Origin of the sequence: Microvirga terricola, assembly GCF_011777495.1 — a bacterium.
Lineage (GTDB): Bacteria > Pseudomonadota > Alphaproteobacteria > Rhizobiales > Beijerinckiaceae > Microvirga > Microvirga terricola.
Genome location: NZ_JAATJS010000004.1, coordinates 503,854 through 523,723, shown reverse-complemented (window position 1 = coordinate 523,723; position 19,870 = coordinate 503,854). Strand labels below are relative to the sequence as shown.

The following is a 19,870-nucleotide window of genomic DNA, read 5'->3' as shown; positions in this document are numbered from 1 at the left end:
CAAGGAAGAGGGCGGTCGTCATACGCCGTTCTTCACGAACTACCGTCCGCAGTTCTACTTCCGCACTACGGACGTGACGGGCGTGGTGACGCTGCCGGAAGGAACCGAGATGGTGATGCCTGGCGACAACATCGCCATGGAAGTTCAGCTGATCGTTCCGATCGCCATGGAAGAGAAGCTCCGCTTCGCTATCCGTGAAGGCGGCCGCACCGTCGGCGCCGGCGTCGTCGCAGCAGTTATGGATTAATCACAGGATCGACGAGGGACATGGCCGGTTCGGCCGGCCATTCCTTCTTCGCTGAACGGGGCAACCCATGAACGGTCAGAATATTCGCATTCGCCTTAAGGCGTTCGATCACCGGATCCTCGACGCATCGACGCGTGAAATCGTGTCGACCGCGAAGCGGACCGGCGCCCAGGTGCGCGGGCCCATCCCGCTGCCGACGCGCATCGAGCGCTTTACGGTTCTTCGCTCGCCTCACATCGACAAGAAGTCGCGTGAGCAGTTCGAGATGCGCACTCACAAGCGCGTTCTCGATATCGTGGACCCCACTCCCCAGACCGTGGACGCGCTGATGAAGCTCGACCTCGCTGCGGGCGTGGACGTGGAAATCAAGCTCTAAGCCCTCTTGGGGTTTGGGGTTAACGGTAGACACGTCGAGAGGATACGCACATGCGCTCAGGCGTCATTGCACAGAAACTCGGGATGACCCGCATCTTCACGGATGCCGGTGAGCATGTCCCGGTCACGGTTCTTAAGGTCGATCAGTGCCAAGTGGTCGCCCATCGGACCAAGGATAAGAACGGCTACACCGCGCTGCAGGTCGGCGTCGGCAAGGCCAAGGTCAAGAACGTTTCGAAGGCCGAGCGCGGACGGTTTGCCGTCGCTCAGGTCGAGCCGAAGCGCAAGCTCGCGGAATTCCGCGTCTCCGAGGATGCCGTCATCCCGGTCGGCGCCGAGATCACCGCTGATCACTTCATTGCCGGGCAGTTCGTGGACGTCACGGGCATCACGACGGGTAAGGGCTTCGCCGGTGGTATGAAGCGCTGGAACTTCGGCGGTCTGCGCGCCTCGCACGGTGTGTCGGTGTCGCACCGCTCGATCGGTTCGACCGGTGGCCGTCAGGACCCGGGCAAGACCTTCAAGAACAAGAAGATGCCGGGTCACCTCGGTGTCGAGCGCGTCACCACGCAGAACCTGCGTGTCGTGTCGACCGACGTCGAGCGCGGTCTGATCCTCGTCGAAGGCGCCGTTCCTGGCGTTGCCGGCGGCTGGATCTTCGTCCGCGATGCGGTGAAGCGGAAGCTGCCCAAGGAGGTGCCGATGCCCGGCGCGTTCCGCACGGGTGCTAACGATGCTGCGCCGGCAGCCCAAGAGGAGAATGCGTGATGAAGCTCGATATCACCACGCTTGAGGGCAAGAAGGCCGGTTCGGTCGATCTGAACGAGACGATTTTCGGTCTCGATCCGCGCGCCGACCTGCTCGCCCGTTGCGTCCGCTGGCAGCTTGCCAAGCGCCAGGCCGGTACGCACGCTGTCAAGAATCGTTCGGACATCGACCGGACGACCAAGAAGCTCTACAAGCAGAAGGGCACCGGTAGCGCCCGTCACGGCGCTGCGAGCGCGCCCCAGTTCCGGGGCGGCGGTCGTGCCTTCGGTCCGCAGGTTCGTAGCCATGCTCACGACCTGCCGAAGAAGGTCCGCGCTCTGGCTCTGCGGCACGCCCTGTCGTCGAAGGCCAAGGATGCTTCGATCATCGTCGTCGATGACGTGAAGCTGACTGAGGCGAAGACGAAGGCTCTCGTCGAGCGTTTCGGCAAGCTCGGTCTTGCCAACGCCCTGATCATCGGCGGCGCCGAGATCGAGACGAACTTCCAGCGGGCTGCTCGCAACATCCCGAACATCGACGTCCTGCCGGTGCAGGGCATCAACGTCTATGACATTCTCCGTCGCGAGAAGCTCGTTCTCACGAAGGCGGCTGTCGATGCGCTGGAGGCGCGCTTCAAATGAGCCTGGATCCGCGCCATTACGATGTGATCGTAAGCCCGGTGATCACCGAGAAGGCTACGACCCTGTCCGATCAGAACAAGGTCGTCTTCAAGGTGTCGCCGAATGCGACGAAGCCGCAGATCAAGGAAGCGGTTGAGAAGCTGTTCGATGTCAAGGTGAAGAGCGTCAACACGATCGTCACCAAGGGCAAAGTGAAGTTGTTCCGCGGCACCCGCGGCCAGCGGTCGGACGTGAAGAAGGCGGTTGTGACCCTCGAAGAGGGCCAGACCATCGACGTCACGACGGGCCTCTGATCGGTTGAGAGAGTGATCCGATGGCTTTGAAGACTTTCAAACCAATCACCCCCGGCCTCCGCCAGCTGGTGATCGTCGACCGCAGCGAGCTCTACAAGGGCAAGCCGGTCAAGGCTCTGACGGAGGGCAAGAAGTCCTCCGGCGGCCGCAACAACCTCGGCCGTGTCACCGTTCGCTTCCGCGGCGGTGGTCACAAGCGCACCCTGCGCCTGGTCGATTTCAAGCGTCGCGGCCGTATGGGCGATGTAGCGACCGTGGACCGGATCGAGTACGATCCGAACCGCACCGCTTTCATCGCCCTGATCCGCTACGCGGACGGCGAGCTGTCCTACATCCTGGCTCCGCAGCGTCTCGCTGTCGGCGATCAGGTGACGGCCGGCGAGCAGGTCGACATCAAGCCCGGCAACGCGATGCCGATCGGCAACATGCCCGTGGGCACGATCATCCACAATGTGGAGCTCAAGATCGGCCGCGGCGGCGCCATCGCCCGCTCGGCCGGCACCTACGCTCAGATCGTGGGTCGCGACCAGGGCTACGTCACGGTCCGCCTGAACTCCGGCGAGCAGCGCCTAGTTCACGGCCTGTGCTTCGCCAGCGTCGGCGCTGTGTCGAACCCGGACCACATGAACACCTCGATCGGCAAGGCCGGTCGTAATCGCTGGCTCGGCAAGCGTCCGCACAACCGCGGCGTTACGATGAACCCGATCGACCACCCGCACGGTGGTGGTGAGGGTCGCACCTCGGGCGGTCGCCATCCGGTGACGCCGTGGGGCATTCCGACCAAGGGCAAGAAAACCCGTTCGAACAAGCGGACCGACAAGTTCATCGTGTCGAGCCGCCACGCACGGAAGAAGTAAGGACAGAGGCACGTCATGGCACGTTCGCTTTGGAAGGGTCCGTTCGTCGACGGCTACCTCCTCAAGAAGGCCGAGGCTGCCCGTGGGTCGGGCCGCAACGAGGTCATCAAGATCTGGAGCCGCCGCTCCACGATCCTCCCGCAGTTCGTGGGCCTCACGTTCGGGGTCTACAACGGTCAGAAGCACATTCCCGTCTACGTGAGCGAGGAAATGGTGGGTCACAAGTTCGGCGAGTTCTCGCCGACCCGCACCTTCCACGGCCACGCGGCGGACAAGAAGGCGAAGAGGAAGTAATATGGGTAAGGCCGCTACTCCTCGCGCGCTGGGCGACAATGAGGCTCAAGCCGTCGCCCGCATGCTGCGCGTCAGTCCCCAGAAGCTCAATCTTGTTGCGGGCCTGATCCGCGGCAAGAAGGTTTCGACTGCGCTCGCCGATCTCGAGTTCTCGCGCAAGCGTATTGCGCAGGACGTCAGAAAATGCCTGCAGAGTGCCATCGCCAACGCTGAGAACAACCACAACCTCGATGTGGATGATCTCATCGTCAGCCAGGCCTTCGTCGGCAAGGCGCTTGTCATGAAGCGCTTCCACGCCCGGGCTCGTGGCCGGGGCGCTCGTATCATGAAGCCGTTCTCGAACCTCACGATCGTGGTTCGGGAAGTCGCCGAACAGGCGTAAAGGAGAACCAGATGGGTCAGAAAGTAAACCCGATCGGTCTTCGGCTCGGCATCAACCGGACCTGGGACTCGCGCTGGTTCGCCGGCAAGGGCGAGTACTCTAAGCTGGTGCATGAGGACATGGCGATCCGCGATGCCCTCCTGAAGCAGCTCAAGCAGGCCGCCGTTTCGAAGATCGTGATTGAGCGTCCGCACAAGAAGTGCCGCGTCACCATCCACTCGGGTCGCCCGGGTGTCGTGATCGGCAAGAAGGGCGCCGACATCGAGAAGCTGCGCAAGCTCGTCAACAAGATGACGGACGCTGATGTGGCGATCAACATCGTCGAAGTCCGCAAGCCGGAAGTCGATGCGACCCTGGTCGCCGATTCGATCGCTCAGCAGCTCGAGCGCCGCGTTGCGTTCCGCCGCGCCATGAAGCGCGCCGTTCAGTCGGCGATGCGTCTGGGCGCCGAAGGCATCCGTATCAACTGCTCGGGCCGTCTGGGTGGCGCTGAAATCGCCCGCCAGGAATGGTACCGCGAGGGCCGCGTTCCGCTGCACACGCTGCGTGCGGATGTCGATTACGGCACAGCGACGGCCTTCACGACCTACGGCACCTGCGGCATCAAGGTCTGGATCTTCAAGGGCGAAATCCTTGAGCACGACCCGATGGCTCAGGACAAGCGGATGAACGAAGACGGAGGCCGCTCGGGTGGCCGCCGCGAGCAAGCGGCGTAACCGAGGGGTCAGGAGAGGTTTGCCATGTTGCAACCGAAGAAAACCAAGTTCCGTAAGCAGTTCAAGGGCCGGATTTCCGGTACCGCGAAGGGCGGCACGGACCTCAACTTCGGCCAGTTCGGCCTGAAGGCGATGGAACCCGAGCGTGTGAACGCTCGTCAGATCGAAGCGGCTCGCCGCGCGATCACCCGCGCCATGAAGCGTGCGGGCCGTGTGTGGATCCGCATTTTCCCGGACGTGCCGGTGTCGACCAAGCCGACCGAAGTGCGTATGGGTAAAGGTAAGGGCGCGCCCGAATATTGGGCAGCTCGCGTGAAGCCTGGCCGCATCATGTTCGAGATCGACGGCGTGCCGGAGGAGACCGCCCGTGAGGCGCTCCGTCTCGGCGCGGCCAAGCTCCCGATCAAGACGCGCTTCATCCAGCGCATTGCGGAGTAAGGAGGGAATCATGAAGTCCAAGCAGAGAACCTCCGACCTCAAGGCGATGTCGACGGACCAGCTGACGGATGAGCTGCTCACCCTCAAGAAGGAGCAGTTCAACCTTCGCTTCCAGCGTGCGACGGGGCAGCTCGAGAATACGGGACGCGTGAAGGAGGTCCGCAAGGACATCGCTCGCGTCAAGACGCTGCAGCGCCAGAAGTCGGCGTCGGCGAAGGCTTAAAGGGGATCAAGATGCCGAAGCGCGTTTTGCAGGGCGTCGTTGTCAGCGACAAGCAGGACAAGACGGTCGTCGTGAAGGTGGAGCGCCGTTTCACGCACCCGGTCATGAAAAAGACCGTGCGTAAGACGAAGAACTACCACGCTCACGATGAGAACAATGTAGCCAAGGTGGGCGACACGGTCTTCATTGAAGAGACCAAGCCGCTCTCCAAACTCAAGACCTGGGTGCTCATCGACCAATCGAAGGCCTAATCGGCCTCCGGTAGGGGTTGTCTTACGAAGGCGGCTCGTGTATACGGCCGCCTTTCTCGACATGAAGGGCAGGGGACATCAGATCTCCGTCAGGCGTAGTCCGGAAAGGTAATCGTGCCTAAGCCGGAAACCTGTCTGAAACAAAGGAAAGGATCAAAGCCATGATCCAGATGCAGACGAATCTTGACGTCGCCGATAACTCCGGCGCTCGTCGCGTGATGTGCATCAAGGTTCTCGGCGGTTCGAAGCGTAAGTACGCTTCCGTCGGCGATATCATCGTCGTATCCGTGAAAGAGGCTATTCCGCGCGGCCGCGTGAAAAAGGGCGACGTCATGAAGGCGGTCGTCGTTCGCACGGCCAAGGACATCCGTCGCGTTGACGGATCGGTCATCCGGTTCGACCGGAACGCCGCGGTTCTGATCAACAATCAGAAAGAGCCCGTGGGCACCCGTATCTTCGGCCCCGTTCCGCGTGAACTGCGTGCCAAGAATCACATGAAAATCATTTCGCTGGCACCGGAGGTGCTCTAATGGCCGCGAAGATCAAGAAGGGCGACAAGGTCGTCATTTTGACCGGTCGCGACAAGGGCAAGACCGGTGAAGTCGTGCAGGTGATGCCGAAGGAAGAGCGCGCGGTTGTCCGCGGCGTGAACCTGGTGAAGCGTCATCAGCGCCAGACGGCAGCGCAAGAAGGCGGCATCATCTCGAAAGAGGCGCCGATCCATCTGTCGAACCTGGCTTATGCGGACCCGAAGGACGGCAAGCCGACCCGGGTTGGTTTCAAGGTTATGGACGACGGCCGCAAGGTTCGTTTCGCCAAGCGTTCGGGAGACCTGATCGATGGCTAAGACTCAGGTTGATGCCTACACCCCGCGTCTGCGCAAGCACTACGAAGAAGTGGTGCGTCCCGCGCTGATCAAGGAATTCGGCTACAAGAACCCCATGGAAGTTCCCACGATCACCAAGATCGTGCTGAACATGGGCGTTGGCGAATCGACGGCCGACTCGAAGAAGGCGTCCGTTGCGGCAGCTGACCTCGCGCTCATCGCCGGCCAGAAGCCGGTGATCACGAAGGCCCGCAAGGCGATCTCGCAGTTCAAGGTTCGCGAGAACATGCCGATCGGCGCCAAGGTCACGCTCCGTAAGGCTCGTATGTACGAGTTCATGGACCGTCTCGTGACGATCGCGCTTCCCCGCGTCCGCGACTTCCGGGGCCTGAACCCCAAGTCGTTCGACGGCCGCGGCAACTACGCGCTCGGTATCAAGGAGCACCTGGTGTTCCCTGAGATCAACTACGACAAGGTCGAGCAGGTTTGGGGTATGGACGTCGTCATCGCCACCACGGCGAAGACCGACGACGAAGCCCGTGCTCTGCTGCGTCACTTCAACTTCCCGTTCCGGCAGTGAGGATACTGTCCTCAGACGCGGACACTGGAGATAAATCGAATGGCTAAGAAAAGCTCTATTGAGAAGAACAAGCTTCGTCGCAAGCTCGTGAAGAAGTTCGCGGGCCGTCGTGAGCGCCTCCTGGCGGTCGCTAACGACGAGGCAAAGTCCATGGAGGAGCGCTTCGAGGCGCGCCTCAAGCTGGCTGAGCTGCCGCGCAACTCGAGCCCGTCGCGCATCCGCAATCGTTGCGAGGTGTCGGGCCGTCCGCGCGCTTACTACCGTAAGCTCGGCATGTCGCGTATCGCTCTGCGCGAGCTGGGTTCCCAGGGCAAGATCCCGGGCCTCGTGAAGTCCAGCTGGTAAGGGAGGGCATCTGATGATCAACGATCCGTTGGGCGATATGCTCACCCGTATCCGCAACGCGCAGATGCGCCGTCGCGGAACCGTTTCGACCCCTGGCTCGAAGCTTCGCGCCCGTGTCCTCGAGGTTCTCAAGTCCGAGGGCTACATCCGCGATTACTCGCAGACCGAGTTCGGCAATGGCCGCACCGAGTTTTCGATCGAGCTGAAGTACTACGACGGCCAGCCGGTGATCCGCTCCATCGAGCGCGTCTCCAAGCCGGGCCGCCGCGTGTACTCTTCCGTTGACGCTATGCCGCGCGTGGCCGATGGCCTCGGTATCACCATTCTCTCGACGCCCCAGGGCGTGATGGCCGATCATGAGGCCCGGGAGAAGAACGTGGGCGGCGAAGTGCTCTGCAAGGTCTTCTAAGACCTCACAGCATCAGCACAGAACCACGGAGATCCGAAAATGTCGCGAGTAGGCAAAAAGCCCGTTACGGTCCCGTCCGGTGTGACGGCCACTGTCAACGGCCAGTTGGTGAAGGTTAAGGGCGCGAAGGGCGAACTGTCGTTCGTCGTGCCTGAAGAAGTGACGGTTGTTCTTGAGAATGGCGCCGTGGCGGTCAATCCGCGCGACACCTCCAAGATCGCCCGTGCGAAGTGGGGCATGTCCCGTGCTCAGGTTGCGAACCTGGTCGAGGGCGTCTCCAAGGGCTTCGAGAAGCGTCTTGAGATCAACGGCGTCGGCTACAAGGCCGCCGTTGCCGGCAAGATGCTGAAGCTCTCGCTCGGCTACAGCCACGATATCGACTACGAAATCCCGGCAGGTGTCACGATCGTGACGCCGAAGCCGACGGAAGTCGTCGTCTCCGGTATCGACAAGCAGAAAGTCGGTCAGACGGCCGCCGAGATCCGCGAATATCGCGGTCCGGAGCCCTACAAGGGCAAGGGCGTCAAGTACTCCGACGAGTTCATCTTCCGCAAGGAAGGCAAGAAGAAGTAAGGACGACGTATCATGGCTGAGAAGAAAGGCGCTGAAGATCGCCGCAAGGCTCGTGTGCGCCGTGCGATCCAGAAGGCAGCGAATGGCCGTCCGCGTTTGTCGGTCTTCCGTTCGTCCAAGCAGATCTATGCCCAGATCATTGATGACGTTCGCGGCGTGACCGTCGCGTCGGCATCGACGATTGAAAAGGACCTTCGGGCCAAGCTGAAGACCGGAGCCACCGTCGAGGCTGCGAAGGAAATCGGCAAGCTCGTGGCCGAGCGTGCGGCGAAGGCCGGCGTGAAGCAGGTTATCTTCGATCGCTCGGGCTACCTCTTCCACGGACGCGTCAAGGCTTTGGCCGACGCAGCCCGCGAAGGCGGTCTCGATTTCTAAATCAACGGCGGGTATTCGAAATTACCCTTAGCGAGCGGGCCCGCCGCCCGCGCAAGTGAGAGGTCTCATGGCGAGAGAACCTAGAGAACGTGCTGATCGCGAAGAACGCGACAGCGAATTCGTCGATCGGTTGGTGCACATCAACCGCGTCGCGAAAGTCGTGAAGGGCGGCCGTCGCTTCGGCTTCGCTGCTCTCGTAGTCGTCGGCGACCAGAAGGGCCGCGTCGGCTTCGGCCACGGCAAGGCCCGCGAAGTGCCGGAGGCCATTCGCAAGGCCACGGACGCTGCCAAGCGTTCCATGATCCGCGTCGCGCTCCGCGAAGGCCGCACGCTGCACCACGACGTTAACGGCCGCCACGGCGCCGGCAAGGTCGTGCTCCGCGCTGCCCCGCAGGGTACCGGCATCATCGCCGGCGGCCCGATGCGCGCCGTCTTCGAGACGGTCGGCATGCAGGACGTCGTCGCCAAGTCCCTTGGCTCCTCGAACCCGTACAACCTCGTCCGCGCGACCTTTGACGCGCTCAAGAACGAGGATAGCCCGCGTTCGGTCGCCGCTCGCCGCGGCCTCAAGGTTTCGACCTTGCAGGCTCGTCGCCGCGATGCCGGTGACGTCGATGGCGCTGGCGCGGATTCGTAAGGGAGGCTTTGACCATGGCGAAGAAGCCTGCTTCCGCAGCAAAAACTATCACCGTTGAGCAGATCGGATCGCCGATCCGTCGCGAGGGCAAGCAGCGCGAGACGCTGATCGGCCTGAAGCTCAACAAGCTTCATCGGACCTCGACGCTTGTCGACACCCCCTCGGTGCGCGGCATGATCGAGAAGGTCAAGCACCTCGTGCGCGTTGTCGACGGGCAGTGAGGAGAGCGTCATGAAACTTAACGAAATTCGTGACAACGAAGGCGCCTCGAAGAACCGGATGCGTGTCGGCCGTGGTATCGGCTCCGGCAAGGGCAAGACCGGCGGACGCGGCGTGAAGGGTCAGACGTCCCGTACGGGCGTGGCCATCAAGGGCTTTGAAGGCGGTCAGATGCCGCTGCATCGCCGTCTGCCGAAGCGCGGCTTCAACAAGCCGAACGCGATCGAGCTGAACGAGGTCAATATCGGCCGCATTCAGCAGGCCGTGGACGCGGGCAAGCTCGACAAGAGCGCGACCGTGACCAACGAAGCCCTGGTCGCCGCTGGCGTGATCTCCAAGCCGCGCGACGGCGTGAAGATCCTGGGCGTCGGCGAGCTGAAGGCGAAGCTGTCTTTCCAGGTTGCTGGTGCGTCCAAGTCGGCCGTTGCAGCGATCGAGAAGGCGGGTGGCTCGGTGACCCTTCTGGGCGCCGTTGCACAGGCGTGAGCCTGACCCCACATTGACTTAAGATCCAAGCGGCGGCCCGCGTCTGATCGTGCGGCCGCCGTTCGCGTGATGAGGGTGTCGACTTTTTCGTGACATTGTCACTTGTAGTCGACTCATCACCTTATCCGAGCATGATCCCGGAGGCTGTTTCGGGGTTGTGATCATCAGAGAGGTTGGATTCCGGTCATGCTTCTAAGGAGGCATGACCAGACTCCAGTATTTCGGGGACGAGACAATGGCCTCAGCAGCCGAGCAACTTGCGGCAAACCTCAACTTCGGTGCCATCGCGAAGGCCGAAGAACTGAAAAAGCGCATTTGGTTCACCCTCGGCGCGCTGCTGGTCTATCGTCTCGGTACCTATATCCCGCTGCCCGGCATCAATCCGGAAGCGCTGCGCCAGAGCTTCCAGAGCGCCAGCGGCGGCGTGCTCGGCCTGTTCAACATGTTCTCCGGCGGCGCCGTCGAGCGCATGGCGATCTTTGCCCTGAACATCATGCCGTACATCTCGGCCTCGATCATCGTGCAACTCCTCACCTCGGTTCTGCCTTCGCTCGAAGCGCTGAAGAAGGAAGGCGAGTCGGGCCGCAAGATCATCAACCAGTACACCCGCTATCTCACGGTACTGTTGGCCGTGTTCCAGTCCTGGGGCATTGCGGTTGGCCTGCAGAGCTCCGGCTCCATCGTGCAGACGCCGGGCCTGTTCTTCCTTGTTTCGACGGTTATCACCCTGACCGGCGGCACGATGTTCCTGATGTGGCTCGGTGAGCAGATCACCTCGCGCGGCATCGGCAACGGCACCTCGCTCATCATTTTCGCGGGCATCGTCGCCAACCTGCCGCGGGCCATCGGCGGTACCCTCGAGCTCGGCCGCCAGGGCGCGCTTTCGACGGGCCTCATCATCGGCGTCGTCGTGATGGCGGTGGCGATCATCTACTTCGTCGTGTTCATGGAACGCGCGCAGCGCCGCCTGCTCATCAACTATCCGAAGCGCCAGGTGGGCAACCGCATGTACGAGGGGCAGACCTCTTTCCTGCCGCTGAAGCTCAACACCTCGGGCGTGATCCCGCCGATCTTTGCCTCGTCGCTCCTGCTGCTGCCGGCGACCATCGCCAGCTTCCAGACGGCCCAAGACGGCACCGGCATCATCGGCATGCTGACCACCTATCTGGGCCACGGCCGCCCGCTCTACATGCTGATGTATGCGGCGCTGATCGTGTTCTTCGCCTTCTTCTACACGGCCATCGTGTTCAATCCGCAGGAGACGGCGGATAACCTGAAGAAGCAGGGCGGCTTCATTCCCGGCATCCGTCCCGGCGAGCGCACGGCCGACTTTATCGACCAGGTATTGACTCGCATCACCGTTCTCGGTGCAGCTTATCTGGTCATCATCTGCTTGATTCCAGAGGTGTTGGTTTCATATGCGGCTTTGCCGTTCTATTTCGGCGGAACATCGCTTCTGATCGTGGTATCCGTCACCATGGACACGGTGGCGCAGATCCATGGCCATCTGCTGGCTCACCAGTATGAGGGCCTCGTGAAGAAGGCTAAGCTGAGAGGCGCTCGTCGCCGCTAAGAAGAAGACTCCTCGCGCATAGCCGCGAGGATGGTCGACGCAATAGGGGGGACGTCGATGAGAATCATCCTGCTGGGGCCTCCGGGCGCCGGAAAGGGGACCCAGGCGGTGCGTCTGGTCGAGCGGTTGGGGATTCCCCAGTTGTCGACAGGCGACATGCTCCGCGCCGCCGTCGCCGCCGGAACGCCGGTGGGCGTGAAGGCCAAGGCGATCATGGATCGCGGCGAGCTGGTGTCGGACGACGTCGTGGTCGGCATCATCGCCGACCGCATCGAGGAGCCCGATGCGAAGAAGGGCTTCATCCTCGACGGTTTCCCGCGCACGGTCGCCCAGGCCGAGGCTTTCGACGTTATGCTGGCCCAAAAGGGCCTGAAGCTCGACGCGGTCGTCGAGTTCAAGGTCAACGAGGTCGAGCTGGTGGACCGCATTGTCAAGCGCGCCAAGGAAACCGAGGCGCGCGGCGAGCCGGTCCGCAAGGACGACAACCCGGAAGTCTTCAAGACCCGGCTCGAGGCATACCGGAATCAGACGGCCCCGCTTTCCGCCTATTACGCCGGAAAGGGCAGCCTGAAGACCGTCGACGGCATGAAGCCGATCGACAATGTGACTGACGCGGTCAAGGAAATCCTTGGCCGGTAAAGGGTAGGGGGCTTGACGCCGAGCGTGGAAAACGCTAGGGGCTGGCTCTTACTCTATGAACAGGCGGTCCGGAGGGCTTCGTGAGAGGCTGCTTCGGATTGTTGTGTTCTGATAAGCCCGCGCAGGGGCCGGCCTCCACCGGACGCGCGATAACACCACCTGAAGCGCAAGCTTCGACCACATGGAGATGACGATGGCCCGTATTGCAGGCGTCAACATTCCGACCAACAAGCGCGTTGTGATCGCGCTTCAGTATATCCACGGCATCGGCCCGAAGAAGGCCCAGGAAATCATCGAGAAGGTGAGCATCCCGGCCGAGCGCCGCGTGAACCAGCTCACCGACGCCGAAGTGCTCCAGATCCGTGAGACCATCGATCGCGACTACATCGTGGAGGGCGACCTTCGCCGCGAAGTGTCCATGAACATCAAGCGCCTCATGGACCTCGCCGCTTATCGTGGCCTGCGCCACCGCCGCAGCCTGCCGACCCGCGGCCAGCGCACGCACACCAATGCCCGCACCCGCAAGGGCAAGTCGAAGCCGATCGCCGGCAAGAAGAAGTAATTTTCCTACGGCCATCCCTCGGGGTGGCCTTTTCTCCCGAGCGCCTGGCATGACGGGCGCGTTTGAAGGACTGAAGAATGGCTAAAGAAGCGACCCGCGTCCGCCGCCGCGAACGCAAGAACATCGTCTCCGGCGTGGCGCACGTGAACGCCTCGTTCAATAACACCATGATCACCATCACGGACGCCCAGGGCAACACGATCTCCTGGTCTTCCGCTGGCGCCATGGGCTTCAAGGGCTCGCGCAAGTCGACCCCCTACGCCGCGCAGATCGCGGCTGAAGATGCCGCCCGCAAGGCTGCCGAGCACGGCATGCGCACCCTCGAGGTCGAGGTTTCGGGTCCCGGCTCCGGCCGTGAATCCGCTCTGCGCGCGCTGCAGTCGGCCGGCTTCACCGTCACCTCGATCCGTGACGTGACGCCGATCCCGCACAATGGCTGCCGCCCGCGCAAGCGTCGCCGCGTCTAAGATCATCCGGCGCGTAGGCTTGGCCTGCGCGCGTTCCGGTTTAGGGGGAGGGCTCAAGGCCTTCCCTTATTCCGTACCTCAAGAGGTGTGGTTGTGATCCAAAAGAACTGGCAAGAGCTGATTAAGCCGAACAAGCTGGAAGTGGCTCCCGGCGACGATCCGAAGCGCATTGCGACGGTCGTCGCGGAACCGCTGGAGCGCGGTTTCGGCACGACGCTCGGCAACTCGCTGCGTCGCGTCCTCCTGTCGTCCCTCCAGGGCGCAGCGGTCACGTCGATTCACATCGACGGCGTGCTGCATGAGTTTTCCTCCATTCCGGGCGTCCGCGAGGACGTGACGGACATCGTCCTCAACGTGAAGACGATCGCCATCAAGATGTCGGGCGAGGGTCCGAAGCGCATGACGCTTCGCAAGACCGGCCCCGGCCTCGTGACGGCGGGCGACATCAACACGGTCGGCGATGTGCAGATCCTGAACCCTGAACTCGTGCTCTGCACCCTCGACGAGGGCGCGGAAATCCGCATGGAGTTCACGGTCGCCACCGGCAAGGGCTACGTCCCGGCCGAGCGCAACCGCGCTGAAGACGCGCCGATCGGCCTCATCCCGGTCGACTCGCTCTACAGCCCGGTGAAGAAGGTGTCTTATCGCATCGAGAACACCCGCGAGGGCCAGATTCTCGACTACGACAAGCTCATCATGACGGTCGAGACCAACGGCGCCGTGTCGCCGGAAGATGCGGTGGCCTATGCCGCGCGCATCCTCCAGGACCAGCTCCAGGTCTTCGTCAACTTCGAAGAGCCCCGCAAGGAAGAGGTTGCCGCCGCCGCGCCGCAGCTGCCCTTCAATCCGGCCCTGCTCAAGAAGGTGGACGAGCTCGAGTTGTCGGTTCGCTCCGCGAACTGCCTCAAGAACGACAACATCGTCTACATCGGCGACCTTATCCAGAAGTCCGAGGCGGAAATGCTCCGCACCCCGAACTTCGGCCGTAAGTCGCTCAACGAGATCAAGGAAGTTCTGGCCAGCATGGGCCTGCACCTCGGCATGGACGTGCCGGGCTGGCCGCCGGAGAACATCGAAGATCTCGCGAAGCGCTTCGAAGAGCATTACTAAGCTTTAGGCAGGGCAGGCCGCGCCAAGCGGCGGCCCTGTTTTTCGACCCGCCCGCGAGGCGGAATCAAAAGAGAGACGGCCGTTCCTTGGCACGGCGGCCGGAAGATTTAGGAGAAAGCCATGCGTCACGGATTCCGCGGTCGTCGGTTCAACCGCACCTCTGAGCACCGCAAAGCAATGTTCGCCAACATGGCGGCTGCGCTGATCAAGCACGAGCAGATCGTCACCACCCTGCCGAAGGCGAAGGACCTGCGTCCGATCGTCGAGAAGCTCATCACCCTCGGCAAGCGCGGCGACCTGCACGCCCGCCGTCTCGCCATGTCGCAGCTGCGCGATGAGGACATGGTCAAGAAGCTCTTCGCGGTCCTCGGCCCGCGCTACAAGGAGCGCCAGGGCGGCTACACCCGCGTCCTGAAGGCCGGCTTCCGCTTCGGCGACAACGCCCCGATGGCGGTGATCGAGTTCGTTGACCGCGACGTCGATGCGCGCGGCCAGGATTCGGGCCCCACGCAGAAGACCGAGCTGGTCGAAGCCGCTGAGTAAGCGCTTCGCTTGAAAAAATAACCATCAGGGGCGGTCCTCGGGCCGCCCTTTTTGTTTTTCGAGGGGGAAGGGCCGTCAGCCGGGGAGGAACGCGCTTACAATCTCAATGAGGAGTTTCCGCGCGATCTTGAAGCGCAAGGAGGCAGCACATGAGGCCGAGAACAAGCGACAGCCCGGTACCCATCATTTGGTAGCCCGCGGCCGCTACGAAGGCGGTTATTAGCAGGGTCACTGCGAGGGACTTGTGCCTCGCCCAGGGGCTTTTCTCCGGCTGCTCCATGAGACCTCGCGCATGCGTCGTCGACACAATATATCAATCGAAGCGCAGGGGGAGAGGGCTGCTCCGCTTTGAATGCGCCCGGCCGGTCATGTAATCTCGCGCCGGAATCGCCATATTTGCGCAGGCTTACGTTTTACCCGGATGCAGGTTATGATTTTTTCCTTCCGCCGCATGTTGCTCGTCGCCGCCACGCTGGTTCTCGGATTGTCGGGAGCCCAAGCGCAGCAGCGGGCTGTTCCGGAGAGCAAGGCTCAGGTCCAGCTCTCCTTCGCGCCCGTCGTGAAGCAGACCTCGGGCGCGGTGGTGAACGTCTATGCCAGCCGTATCGACCGGCGGCAGAACACCGGCATGGAGGAGTTCTTTCGACGGTTCTTCGGCGACAGCAACCCCAGCATGCCGCCCGGACGCTCGCAAAGCTCGCTCGGCTCTGGTGTGATTGTGGATGCCTCCGGCCTCGTCATCACCAACAACCACGTCATCGAGAACATGAACGACGTGAAGGTGGCTTTGGCCGATCGACGCGAGTTCGAGGCGGATATCGTCCTGCGCGATCCGCGCATTGATCTTGCCGTGCTCAAGCTGAAGAATCCCAACTATCTGCAAGTGCTGGAACTCGGCGATTCCGAAGCTTTGGAGGTTGGCGATCTGGTGCTCGCCATCGGCAACCCCTTCGGCGTCGGGCAGACGGTGACGCAGGGCATCGTTTCGGCGCTGGCGCGCACGCAGGTCGGCGTGTCGGACTATCAGTTCTTCATCCAGACCGATGCGGCCATCAACCCCGGCAATTCCGGCGGCGCGCTCATCGACATGAACGGGCGGCTGGTTGGCATCAACACGGCCATCTATTCCCGCTCCGGCGGCAGCATCGGCATCGGCTTCGCCATTCCCTCGAGTATGGTGCGGGTGGTTCTCAGCTCCGCGCAAACCGGGGCGCGCAATGTCGTGCGGCCCTGGCTCGGCGCGCGCCTGCAGCCGGTCGATGGGGAAATCGCCTCAAGCCTCGGGCTGGAGCGTCCGACGGGCGTTCTCGTGACCTCGGTCTATGACAAGGGCCCGGCATCGGATGCCGGCCTGCGCCGCGGTGACGTGATCCTGTCGGTGGATGGGCAGAGCATCGATAACCCCGATGCCTTCGGCTATCGCTTTACGTTGAAGGGTACGCGCGGCGAGACGCCGCTGACCATCCTGCGCGGCGGCAAGCAGAGCCAGATCGTGGTCAAGCTCGTGCCGCCGCCGGAAACGCCGTCGCGCGAGCCGGTGCGCATCCGCACGCGCTCGCCCTTTGCCGGCACGACGCTGGTCAACATGTCCCCCGCCGTGGCGGAGGAATTCCAGATCGACATTTCGGATGACGGCGTGATCGTGGCCGATGTGGATGAGAGCAGCACGGCCGCGAGCGTCGGCTTCAGGCAGGGCGACCAGCTTGTCGCCATCGATGGCGAACGCCTCGCTTCCACCAAGGATGCCGAGCGTGTCATCGGGAAGGCCAGCGGCTATTGGGAAATCACCGTCAACAGGGGCGGCCGGATCTTCACGACCGTGCTGGGACGCTGATGCGCTGGACCGTTTCCAACGAGCTTTCGCCGGCAGAGGTCGACATGGCCTATCGCTGGATTGCGGAGGAGAGCTATTGGGCGAAAGGGCAGCCGCGCTCGTTCTTCGAGCGCTCGCTCGACAATTCCCTGTGCTTCGCCCTGCGGGACGGCGAGGGGGCGTTACGCGCCTTCGCTCGCGTCGTCACCGACAAGGCGACCTTTGCCTATCTGTGCGACGTGTTCGTGTGCTCCACAACGCGCGGGCAGGGGGCCGGGAAGGCTTTGATGCAGGCGATCATGGATCATCCCGAACTTCAGCTGTTGAGACGCTGGATGCTGGTGACGCGCGACGCGCACAAGCTTTATGAGCAATATGGCTTCGAAGTGCCCGCCAACCCGGAACGGTTCATGGTCCGCGTCGATCCCGACATTTACGCCCGCTTGAGCCGGTCCGAGTCATGAGCGACCTTTTCGCCTCCGCGGGCCTCGAGCAAAGCGCACCCCGGCCCCTCGCCGACAGGATGCGCCCGACGAAACTGTCCGACGTGGTCGGGCAGGATCATCTCGTCGGCCACGATGGCATCCTCACAAGGCTCATCGCCTCGAAGTCGCTCGGCTCGCTGGTGTTCTGGGGACCGCCCGGCACAGGCAAGACGACGGTCGCGCGGCTGCTTGCCCATGAGACGGACCTGCATTTCGAGCAGATCTCCGCAATCTTTTCCGGCGTCGCGGATCTAAAAAAAGTTTTCGAGGCGGCGCGTCATCGCCGCGCGATGGGGACGGGAACGCTCCTCTTCGTCGATGAGATTCACCGCTTCAACCGTGCGCAGCTCGATGCCTTTTTGCCGGTCATGGAAGACGGCACGATTACACTTGTTGGCGCGACGACGGAGAACCCGTCGTTCGAGCTGAACGCCGCGCTTCTCTCCCGTGCACGCGTTCTGATCTTCAAGTCGCTGGACGAGGAAGCCATCGCCAAAATTCTCCGTCATGCGGAGGCGGTCACCGGCCAGTCGCTGCCGCTCGACGATGAGGCGCGCGAGTCGCTGGTGCGCATGGCCGATGGAGACGGGCGCGCCGCGCTGACGCTGGCGGAGGAAATCTGGCGCTCGGCGAAGCCCGGCGAGATTTTCGATGCGGCGCAATTGCAGGAGATCATCCAGCGCCGCGCGCCAATCTACGACAAGGGGCAGGAGGGGCATTACAACCTCATCTCCGCCCTTCATAAGACCATACGCGGGTCCGATCCCGATGCCGCGCTCTATTACCTCGCCCGCATGCTCGATGCAGGCGAGGACCGGCTCTTCATCGCCCGGCGTCTCGTGCGCATGGCGGTGGAGGATATCGGCCTTGCCGATCCGCAGGCGCTCGTCGTCGCGAATGCGGCGAAGGACGCTTTCGATTTTCTCGGCACGCCCGAGGGCGAGCTCGCGCTCGCGCAGGCCGCTGTCTATCTCGCAACCGCTCCGAAATCGAACGCGGTCTACACCGCTTACAAGGCGGCAACCATGGTGGCGAAGGAGCACGGCTCCCTCATGCCGCCGAAGACGATTCTCAATGCGCCGACCAAGCTCATGAAGCAGATCGGCTACGGCGCAACCTACGCTTATGACCACGACGAGCCGGACGCCTTCTCAGGCCAGGACTACTGGCCGGAAAAGCTCGGACGCCAGACCTTCTACGAGCCGGTGGATCGCGGCTTCGAGCGCGACGTGAAGAAGCGCCTCGATTGGTGGGAAAAATTGCGCCGCGAAAGGCGCGGGTGAACCGGCGCGAAGCGCATTGTTTAGATAATAACATTTCATTATAGCTTCCCTTCCACCGAGGGGAGCGCGCCATGCGGCGGTTCGTGAAAATCTGTGCGGCGATTGCCGCTGTCGGCGTCGTCGTCGTCGCCGCAGGCGACGAAGGGCTGGCCCAGACGACACAGCCCAATGCTGTAGCCTCCGGCACGAGGGTGGCCGACGCGGGGCGGCGGGCGAGGCTCGTCGTGGAGCTGGAAACCAAGCACCCGGCCGAATACTACCTGCGCGCCAAGAGTCTGTTTGAGTCAGGCCAGAAGGACGACGCCGTATTCCTGCTCTATCTCGGGCAGCTGCGATACCGGCTCTATCTCACCGCCAATCCCAATCTGCCGAAAGACCGGGACCCCGCCGTCTTTTCCGCTCTGTCAGAGACGGTTGGACGTCCGATCAACGAATATGCCTTCGGCGATATTCCGGCGCTCGCGCGCACCATCCAGGCCGTGCTGGCGCTCGACGAGGCGCGGCCCGATGAGTTTACTTCGCAAACCGCGACGCCCAAACAAAGGCGGGAGATCCGCGAGGGACTTGCGGAGATGCGCAGCACGCTCCTGGCCCAGGCGGACGCGATCAGCGCTCAGCGGGCGAAGAACGGACTTCCAAACCGCAACTGATCGACCGGAGGCGCGATGCTCTGTCGATCGCGCTCATCCGACTAAGGAAGCGGCTACCGGGCGAATGCGAAAAGTGTAGGGAATAACGTTATCCGCTATTTGGTTCTGATGTGCTGACGCTGCGACTGGGACCGGCATGAACAAAATCGTTGTAGTCTTCATACTGCTTCTCGGACTGACCTCTGCCTCCCCCGTACAGGCTCAGATGGTCGAGGTGGCTCCCGGCGTTTCAGTGAGCCGCAAGGTTTATCCGGTGCCGGCTAACGAGGCGCCCTTCTTCAACTTCGCGGTCAAGTCGGACCGCATGAAGGCGGCGGACGACGAGTTCGTCTCGAACATGCTGAAAGTCATGCCGGATCGGGCCGCCGCCGCCCGGCGTGCGATCAATGCCGGCTGGAGTGCCTTAATCGGGCCGGGAGATACAACGACGGCGGTGAAGCGGTTCAATCAGGCCTACCTTCTGGATCCGCGAGAGAGCGGCATCTATCAGGGCTTTGCGGCTGTCGTGGCAGATCGCTTCAAGGACTATGATTTCGCCGATGAGCTTTTTCGCGTTGCCGCTCGCATGAATGCGCCCTCGACGGCGCTCAGCGCGGATCATGGGCGCGTCATGCTGATGGCCGGACGTCCGCACGACGCAAAGCCTCTTCTGGAAAAGGCCATTCGGGACGATCCCGATTGGGCGGGTCCGCGCAGCAATCTGGCTTGGGCGACTTTTCTGATGGGACAGGTCGAGGAAGCATGCCGCCTCGTCAAAGAGGTAAGGGGCCGGAACATGGACTCTGTCACCGGAGACCTTGAGCTCTTGAAGCAAAAGGCTCATTGCTAGGC

Annotated in this window: 33 protein-coding genes; all 33 read left to right on the top strand. The window is 62.5% G+C overall.

All coding sequences use genetic code 11. From position 1 onward, the window contains the following. Positions 1-247, top strand: a 247-nt coding sequence (locus HB375_RS14665) for an EF-Tu C-terminal domain-related protein (RefSeq protein ID WP_483466624.1), incomplete at its 5' end; no start/stop codon positions are given. Between the two features lie 67 nt (positions 248-314). Then, the gene (rpsJ, locus tag HB375_RS14660; RefSeq protein WP_009764298.1) at positions 315-623 is read left to right on the top strand and encodes a 30S ribosomal protein S10; all 309 of its coding nucleotides are present in this window, start codon (positions 315-317) and stop codon (positions 621-623) included. A 50-nt stretch (positions 624-673) separates the two neighbouring features. Beyond that, on the top strand, positions 674-1,390 hold the full coding sequence (gene rplC, locus HB375_RS14655) for a 50S ribosomal protein L3 (RefSeq protein WP_167673720.1): 717 nt from the start codon (positions 674-676) through the stop codon (positions 1,388-1,390). After that, a complete protein-coding gene (rplD, locus tag HB375_RS14650; RefSeq protein ID WP_167673719.1) occupies positions 1,390-2,010 on the top strand; it encodes a 50S ribosomal protein L4 in 621 nt (206 codons plus the stop codon). Before rplC ends, rplD begins: the two co-directional genes overlap by 1 nt. Next, positions 2,007-2,303: a 50S ribosomal protein L23 gene (locus HB375_RS14645; RefSeq protein WP_167673718.1), complete on the top strand. Its 297-nt coding sequence runs from the start codon at positions 2,007-2,009 to the stop codon at positions 2,301-2,303. Before rplD ends, HB375_RS14645 begins: the two co-directional genes overlap by 4 nt. Positions 2,304-2,323: 20 nt before the next feature. Continuing rightward, complete coding sequence (rplB, locus tag HB375_RS14640; protein WP_167673717.1) at positions 2,324-3,160, top strand: 50S ribosomal protein L2; 837 nt, start codon at positions 2,324-2,326, stop codon at positions 3,158-3,160. A 15-nt stretch (positions 3,161-3,175) separates the two neighbouring features. Further along, on the top strand, positions 3,176-3,454 hold the full coding sequence (rpsS, locus tag HB375_RS14635; protein WP_152586457.1) for a 30S ribosomal protein S19: 279 nt from the start codon (positions 3,176-3,178) through the stop codon (positions 3,452-3,454). Position 3,455: 1 nt separating this feature from the next. Beyond that, complete coding sequence (gene rplV, locus HB375_RS14630) at positions 3,456-3,836, top strand: 50S ribosomal protein L22 (RefSeq protein ID WP_167673716.1); 381 nt, start codon at positions 3,456-3,458, stop codon at positions 3,834-3,836. A gap of 11 nt (positions 3,837-3,847) precedes the next feature. Continuing rightward, the gene (gene rpsC / locus HB375_RS14625) at positions 3,848-4,552 is read left to right on the top strand and encodes a 30S ribosomal protein S3 (protein ID WP_167673715.1); all 705 of its coding nucleotides are present in this window, start codon (positions 3,848-3,850) and stop codon (positions 4,550-4,552) included. Between the two features lie 24 nt (positions 4,553-4,576). Beyond that, entirely contained in the window at positions 4,577-4,990 is a 414-nt protein-coding gene (rplP, locus tag HB375_RS14620) for a 50S ribosomal protein L16 (RefSeq protein ID WP_167673714.1), read from the top strand. Positions 4,991-5,000: 10 nt separating this feature from the next. Next, positions 5,001-5,213, top strand: a complete 213-nt coding sequence (gene rpmC, locus HB375_RS14615) for a 50S ribosomal protein L29 (RefSeq protein ID WP_167673713.1) — start codon at positions 5,001-5,003, stop codon at positions 5,211-5,213. Between the two features lie 11 nt (positions 5,214-5,224). After that, complete coding sequence (gene rpsQ / locus HB375_RS14610) at positions 5,225-5,464, top strand: 30S ribosomal protein S17 (protein WP_167673712.1); 240 nt, start codon at positions 5,225-5,227, stop codon at positions 5,462-5,464. 161 nt (positions 5,465-5,625) lie between these two features. Next, on the top strand, positions 5,626-5,994 hold the full coding sequence (gene rplN / locus HB375_RS14605) for a 50S ribosomal protein L14 (protein ID WP_099511397.1): 369 nt from the start codon (positions 5,626-5,628) through the stop codon (positions 5,992-5,994). Then, positions 5,994-6,311: a 50S ribosomal protein L24 gene (gene rplX, locus HB375_RS14600; RefSeq protein WP_167673711.1), complete on the top strand. Its 318-nt coding sequence runs from the start codon at positions 5,994-5,996 to the stop codon at positions 6,309-6,311. Before rplN ends, rplX begins: the two co-directional genes overlap by 1 nt. Further along, complete coding sequence (rplE, locus tag HB375_RS14595; protein WP_167673710.1) at positions 6,304-6,870, top strand: 50S ribosomal protein L5; 567 nt, start codon at positions 6,304-6,306, stop codon at positions 6,868-6,870. Before rplX ends, rplE begins: the two co-directional genes overlap by 8 nt. Before the next feature lie 39 nt (positions 6,871-6,909). Beyond that, positions 6,910-7,215, top strand: coding sequence for a 30S ribosomal protein S14 (gene rpsN / locus HB375_RS14590; protein WP_167673709.1), 306 nt, complete (start codon positions 6,910-6,912; stop codon positions 7,213-7,215). Between the two features lie 13 nt (positions 7,216-7,228). After that, entirely contained in the window at positions 7,229-7,624 is a 396-nt protein-coding gene (rpsH, locus tag HB375_RS14585; protein WP_167673708.1) for a 30S ribosomal protein S8, read from the top strand. Positions 7,625-7,663: 39 nt separating this feature from the next. After that, on the top strand, positions 7,664-8,197 hold the full coding sequence (gene rplF, locus HB375_RS14580; protein WP_167673707.1) for a 50S ribosomal protein L6: 534 nt from the start codon (positions 7,664-7,666) through the stop codon (positions 8,195-8,197). 12 nt (positions 8,198-8,209) lie between these two features. Next, on the top strand, positions 8,210-8,572 hold the full coding sequence (rplR, locus tag HB375_RS14575) for a 50S ribosomal protein L18 (protein ID WP_167673706.1): 363 nt from the start codon (positions 8,210-8,212) through the stop codon (positions 8,570-8,572). 67 nt (positions 8,573-8,639) lie between these two features. Next, positions 8,640-9,209 carry a 30S ribosomal protein S5 gene (gene rpsE, locus HB375_RS14570; RefSeq protein WP_167673705.1) on the top strand — a complete coding sequence of 190 codons (570 nt, stop codon included), beginning with the start codon at positions 8,640-8,642 and terminating at the stop codon, positions 9,207-9,209. Positions 9,210-9,223: 14 nt separating this feature from the next. After that, the gene (rpmD, locus tag HB375_RS14565) at positions 9,224-9,430 is read left to right on the top strand and encodes a 50S ribosomal protein L30 (RefSeq protein WP_167673704.1); all 207 of its coding nucleotides are present in this window, start codon (positions 9,224-9,226) and stop codon (positions 9,428-9,430) included. Positions 9,431-9,440: 10 nt separating this feature from the next. After that, complete coding sequence (gene rplO / locus HB375_RS14560) at positions 9,441-9,914, top strand: 50S ribosomal protein L15 (protein ID WP_167673703.1); 474 nt, start codon at positions 9,441-9,443, stop codon at positions 9,912-9,914. Between the two features lie 235 nt (positions 9,915-10,149). Beyond that, the gene (secY, locus tag HB375_RS14555; protein WP_167673761.1) at positions 10,150-11,487 is read left to right on the top strand and encodes a preprotein translocase subunit SecY; all 1,338 of its coding nucleotides are present in this window, start codon (positions 10,150-10,152) and stop codon (positions 11,485-11,487) included. Positions 11,488-11,544: 57 nt separating this feature from the next. After that, positions 11,545-12,126, top strand: a complete 582-nt coding sequence (locus HB375_RS14550) for an adenylate kinase (RefSeq protein ID WP_167673702.1) — start codon at positions 11,545-11,547, stop codon at positions 12,124-12,126. Positions 12,127-12,319: 193 nt separating this feature from the next. Beyond that, complete coding sequence (gene rpsM / locus HB375_RS14545; protein ID WP_167673701.1) at positions 12,320-12,688, top strand: 30S ribosomal protein S13; 369 nt, start codon at positions 12,320-12,322, stop codon at positions 12,686-12,688. Positions 12,689-12,765: 77 nt separating this feature from the next. Beyond that, positions 12,766-13,155 carry a 30S ribosomal protein S11 gene (gene rpsK / locus HB375_RS14540; RefSeq protein ID WP_009764323.1) on the top strand — a complete coding sequence of 130 codons (390 nt, stop codon included), beginning with the start codon at positions 12,766-12,768 and terminating at the stop codon, positions 13,153-13,155. Between the two features lie 87 nt (positions 13,156-13,242). Next, positions 13,243-14,265 carry a DNA-directed RNA polymerase subunit alpha gene (locus tag HB375_RS14535; RefSeq protein ID WP_343232422.1) on the top strand — a complete coding sequence of 341 codons (1,023 nt, stop codon included), beginning with the start codon at positions 13,243-13,245 and terminating at the stop codon, positions 14,263-14,265. 120 nt (positions 14,266-14,385) lie between these two features. Beyond that, positions 14,386-14,808: a 50S ribosomal protein L17 gene (gene rplQ, locus HB375_RS14530; RefSeq protein ID WP_167673699.1), complete on the top strand. Its 423-nt coding sequence runs from the start codon at positions 14,386-14,388 to the stop codon at positions 14,806-14,808. A gap of 430 nt (positions 14,809-15,238) precedes the next feature. Further along, complete coding sequence (locus HB375_RS14525; RefSeq protein WP_167673698.1) at positions 15,239-16,642, top strand: Do family serine endopeptidase; 1,404 nt, start codon at positions 15,239-15,241, stop codon at positions 16,640-16,642. Continuing rightward, the gene (locus HB375_RS14520) at positions 16,642-17,085 is read left to right on the top strand and encodes a GNAT family N-acetyltransferase (protein ID WP_167673697.1); all 444 of its coding nucleotides are present in this window, start codon (positions 16,642-16,644) and stop codon (positions 17,083-17,085) included. Before HB375_RS14525 ends, HB375_RS14520 begins: the two co-directional genes overlap by 1 nt. Continuing rightward, a complete protein-coding gene (locus HB375_RS14515; RefSeq protein WP_167673696.1) occupies positions 17,082-18,389 on the top strand; it encodes a replication-associated recombination protein A in 1,308 nt (435 codons plus the stop codon). The genes HB375_RS14520 and HB375_RS14515 overlap by 4 nt, the downstream gene beginning before the upstream one ends. Positions 18,390-18,460: 71 nt before the next feature. Further along, entirely contained in the window at positions 18,461-19,039 is a 579-nt protein-coding gene (locus tag HB375_RS14510) for a hypothetical protein (protein ID WP_167673695.1), read from the top strand. A gap of 136 nt (positions 19,040-19,175) precedes the next feature. Beyond that, complete coding sequence (locus HB375_RS14505) at positions 19,176-19,868, top strand: tetratricopeptide repeat protein (protein WP_167673694.1); 693 nt, start codon at positions 19,176-19,178, stop codon at positions 19,866-19,868. The last annotated feature ends 2 nt before the right edge of the window (positions 19,869-19,870 follow it).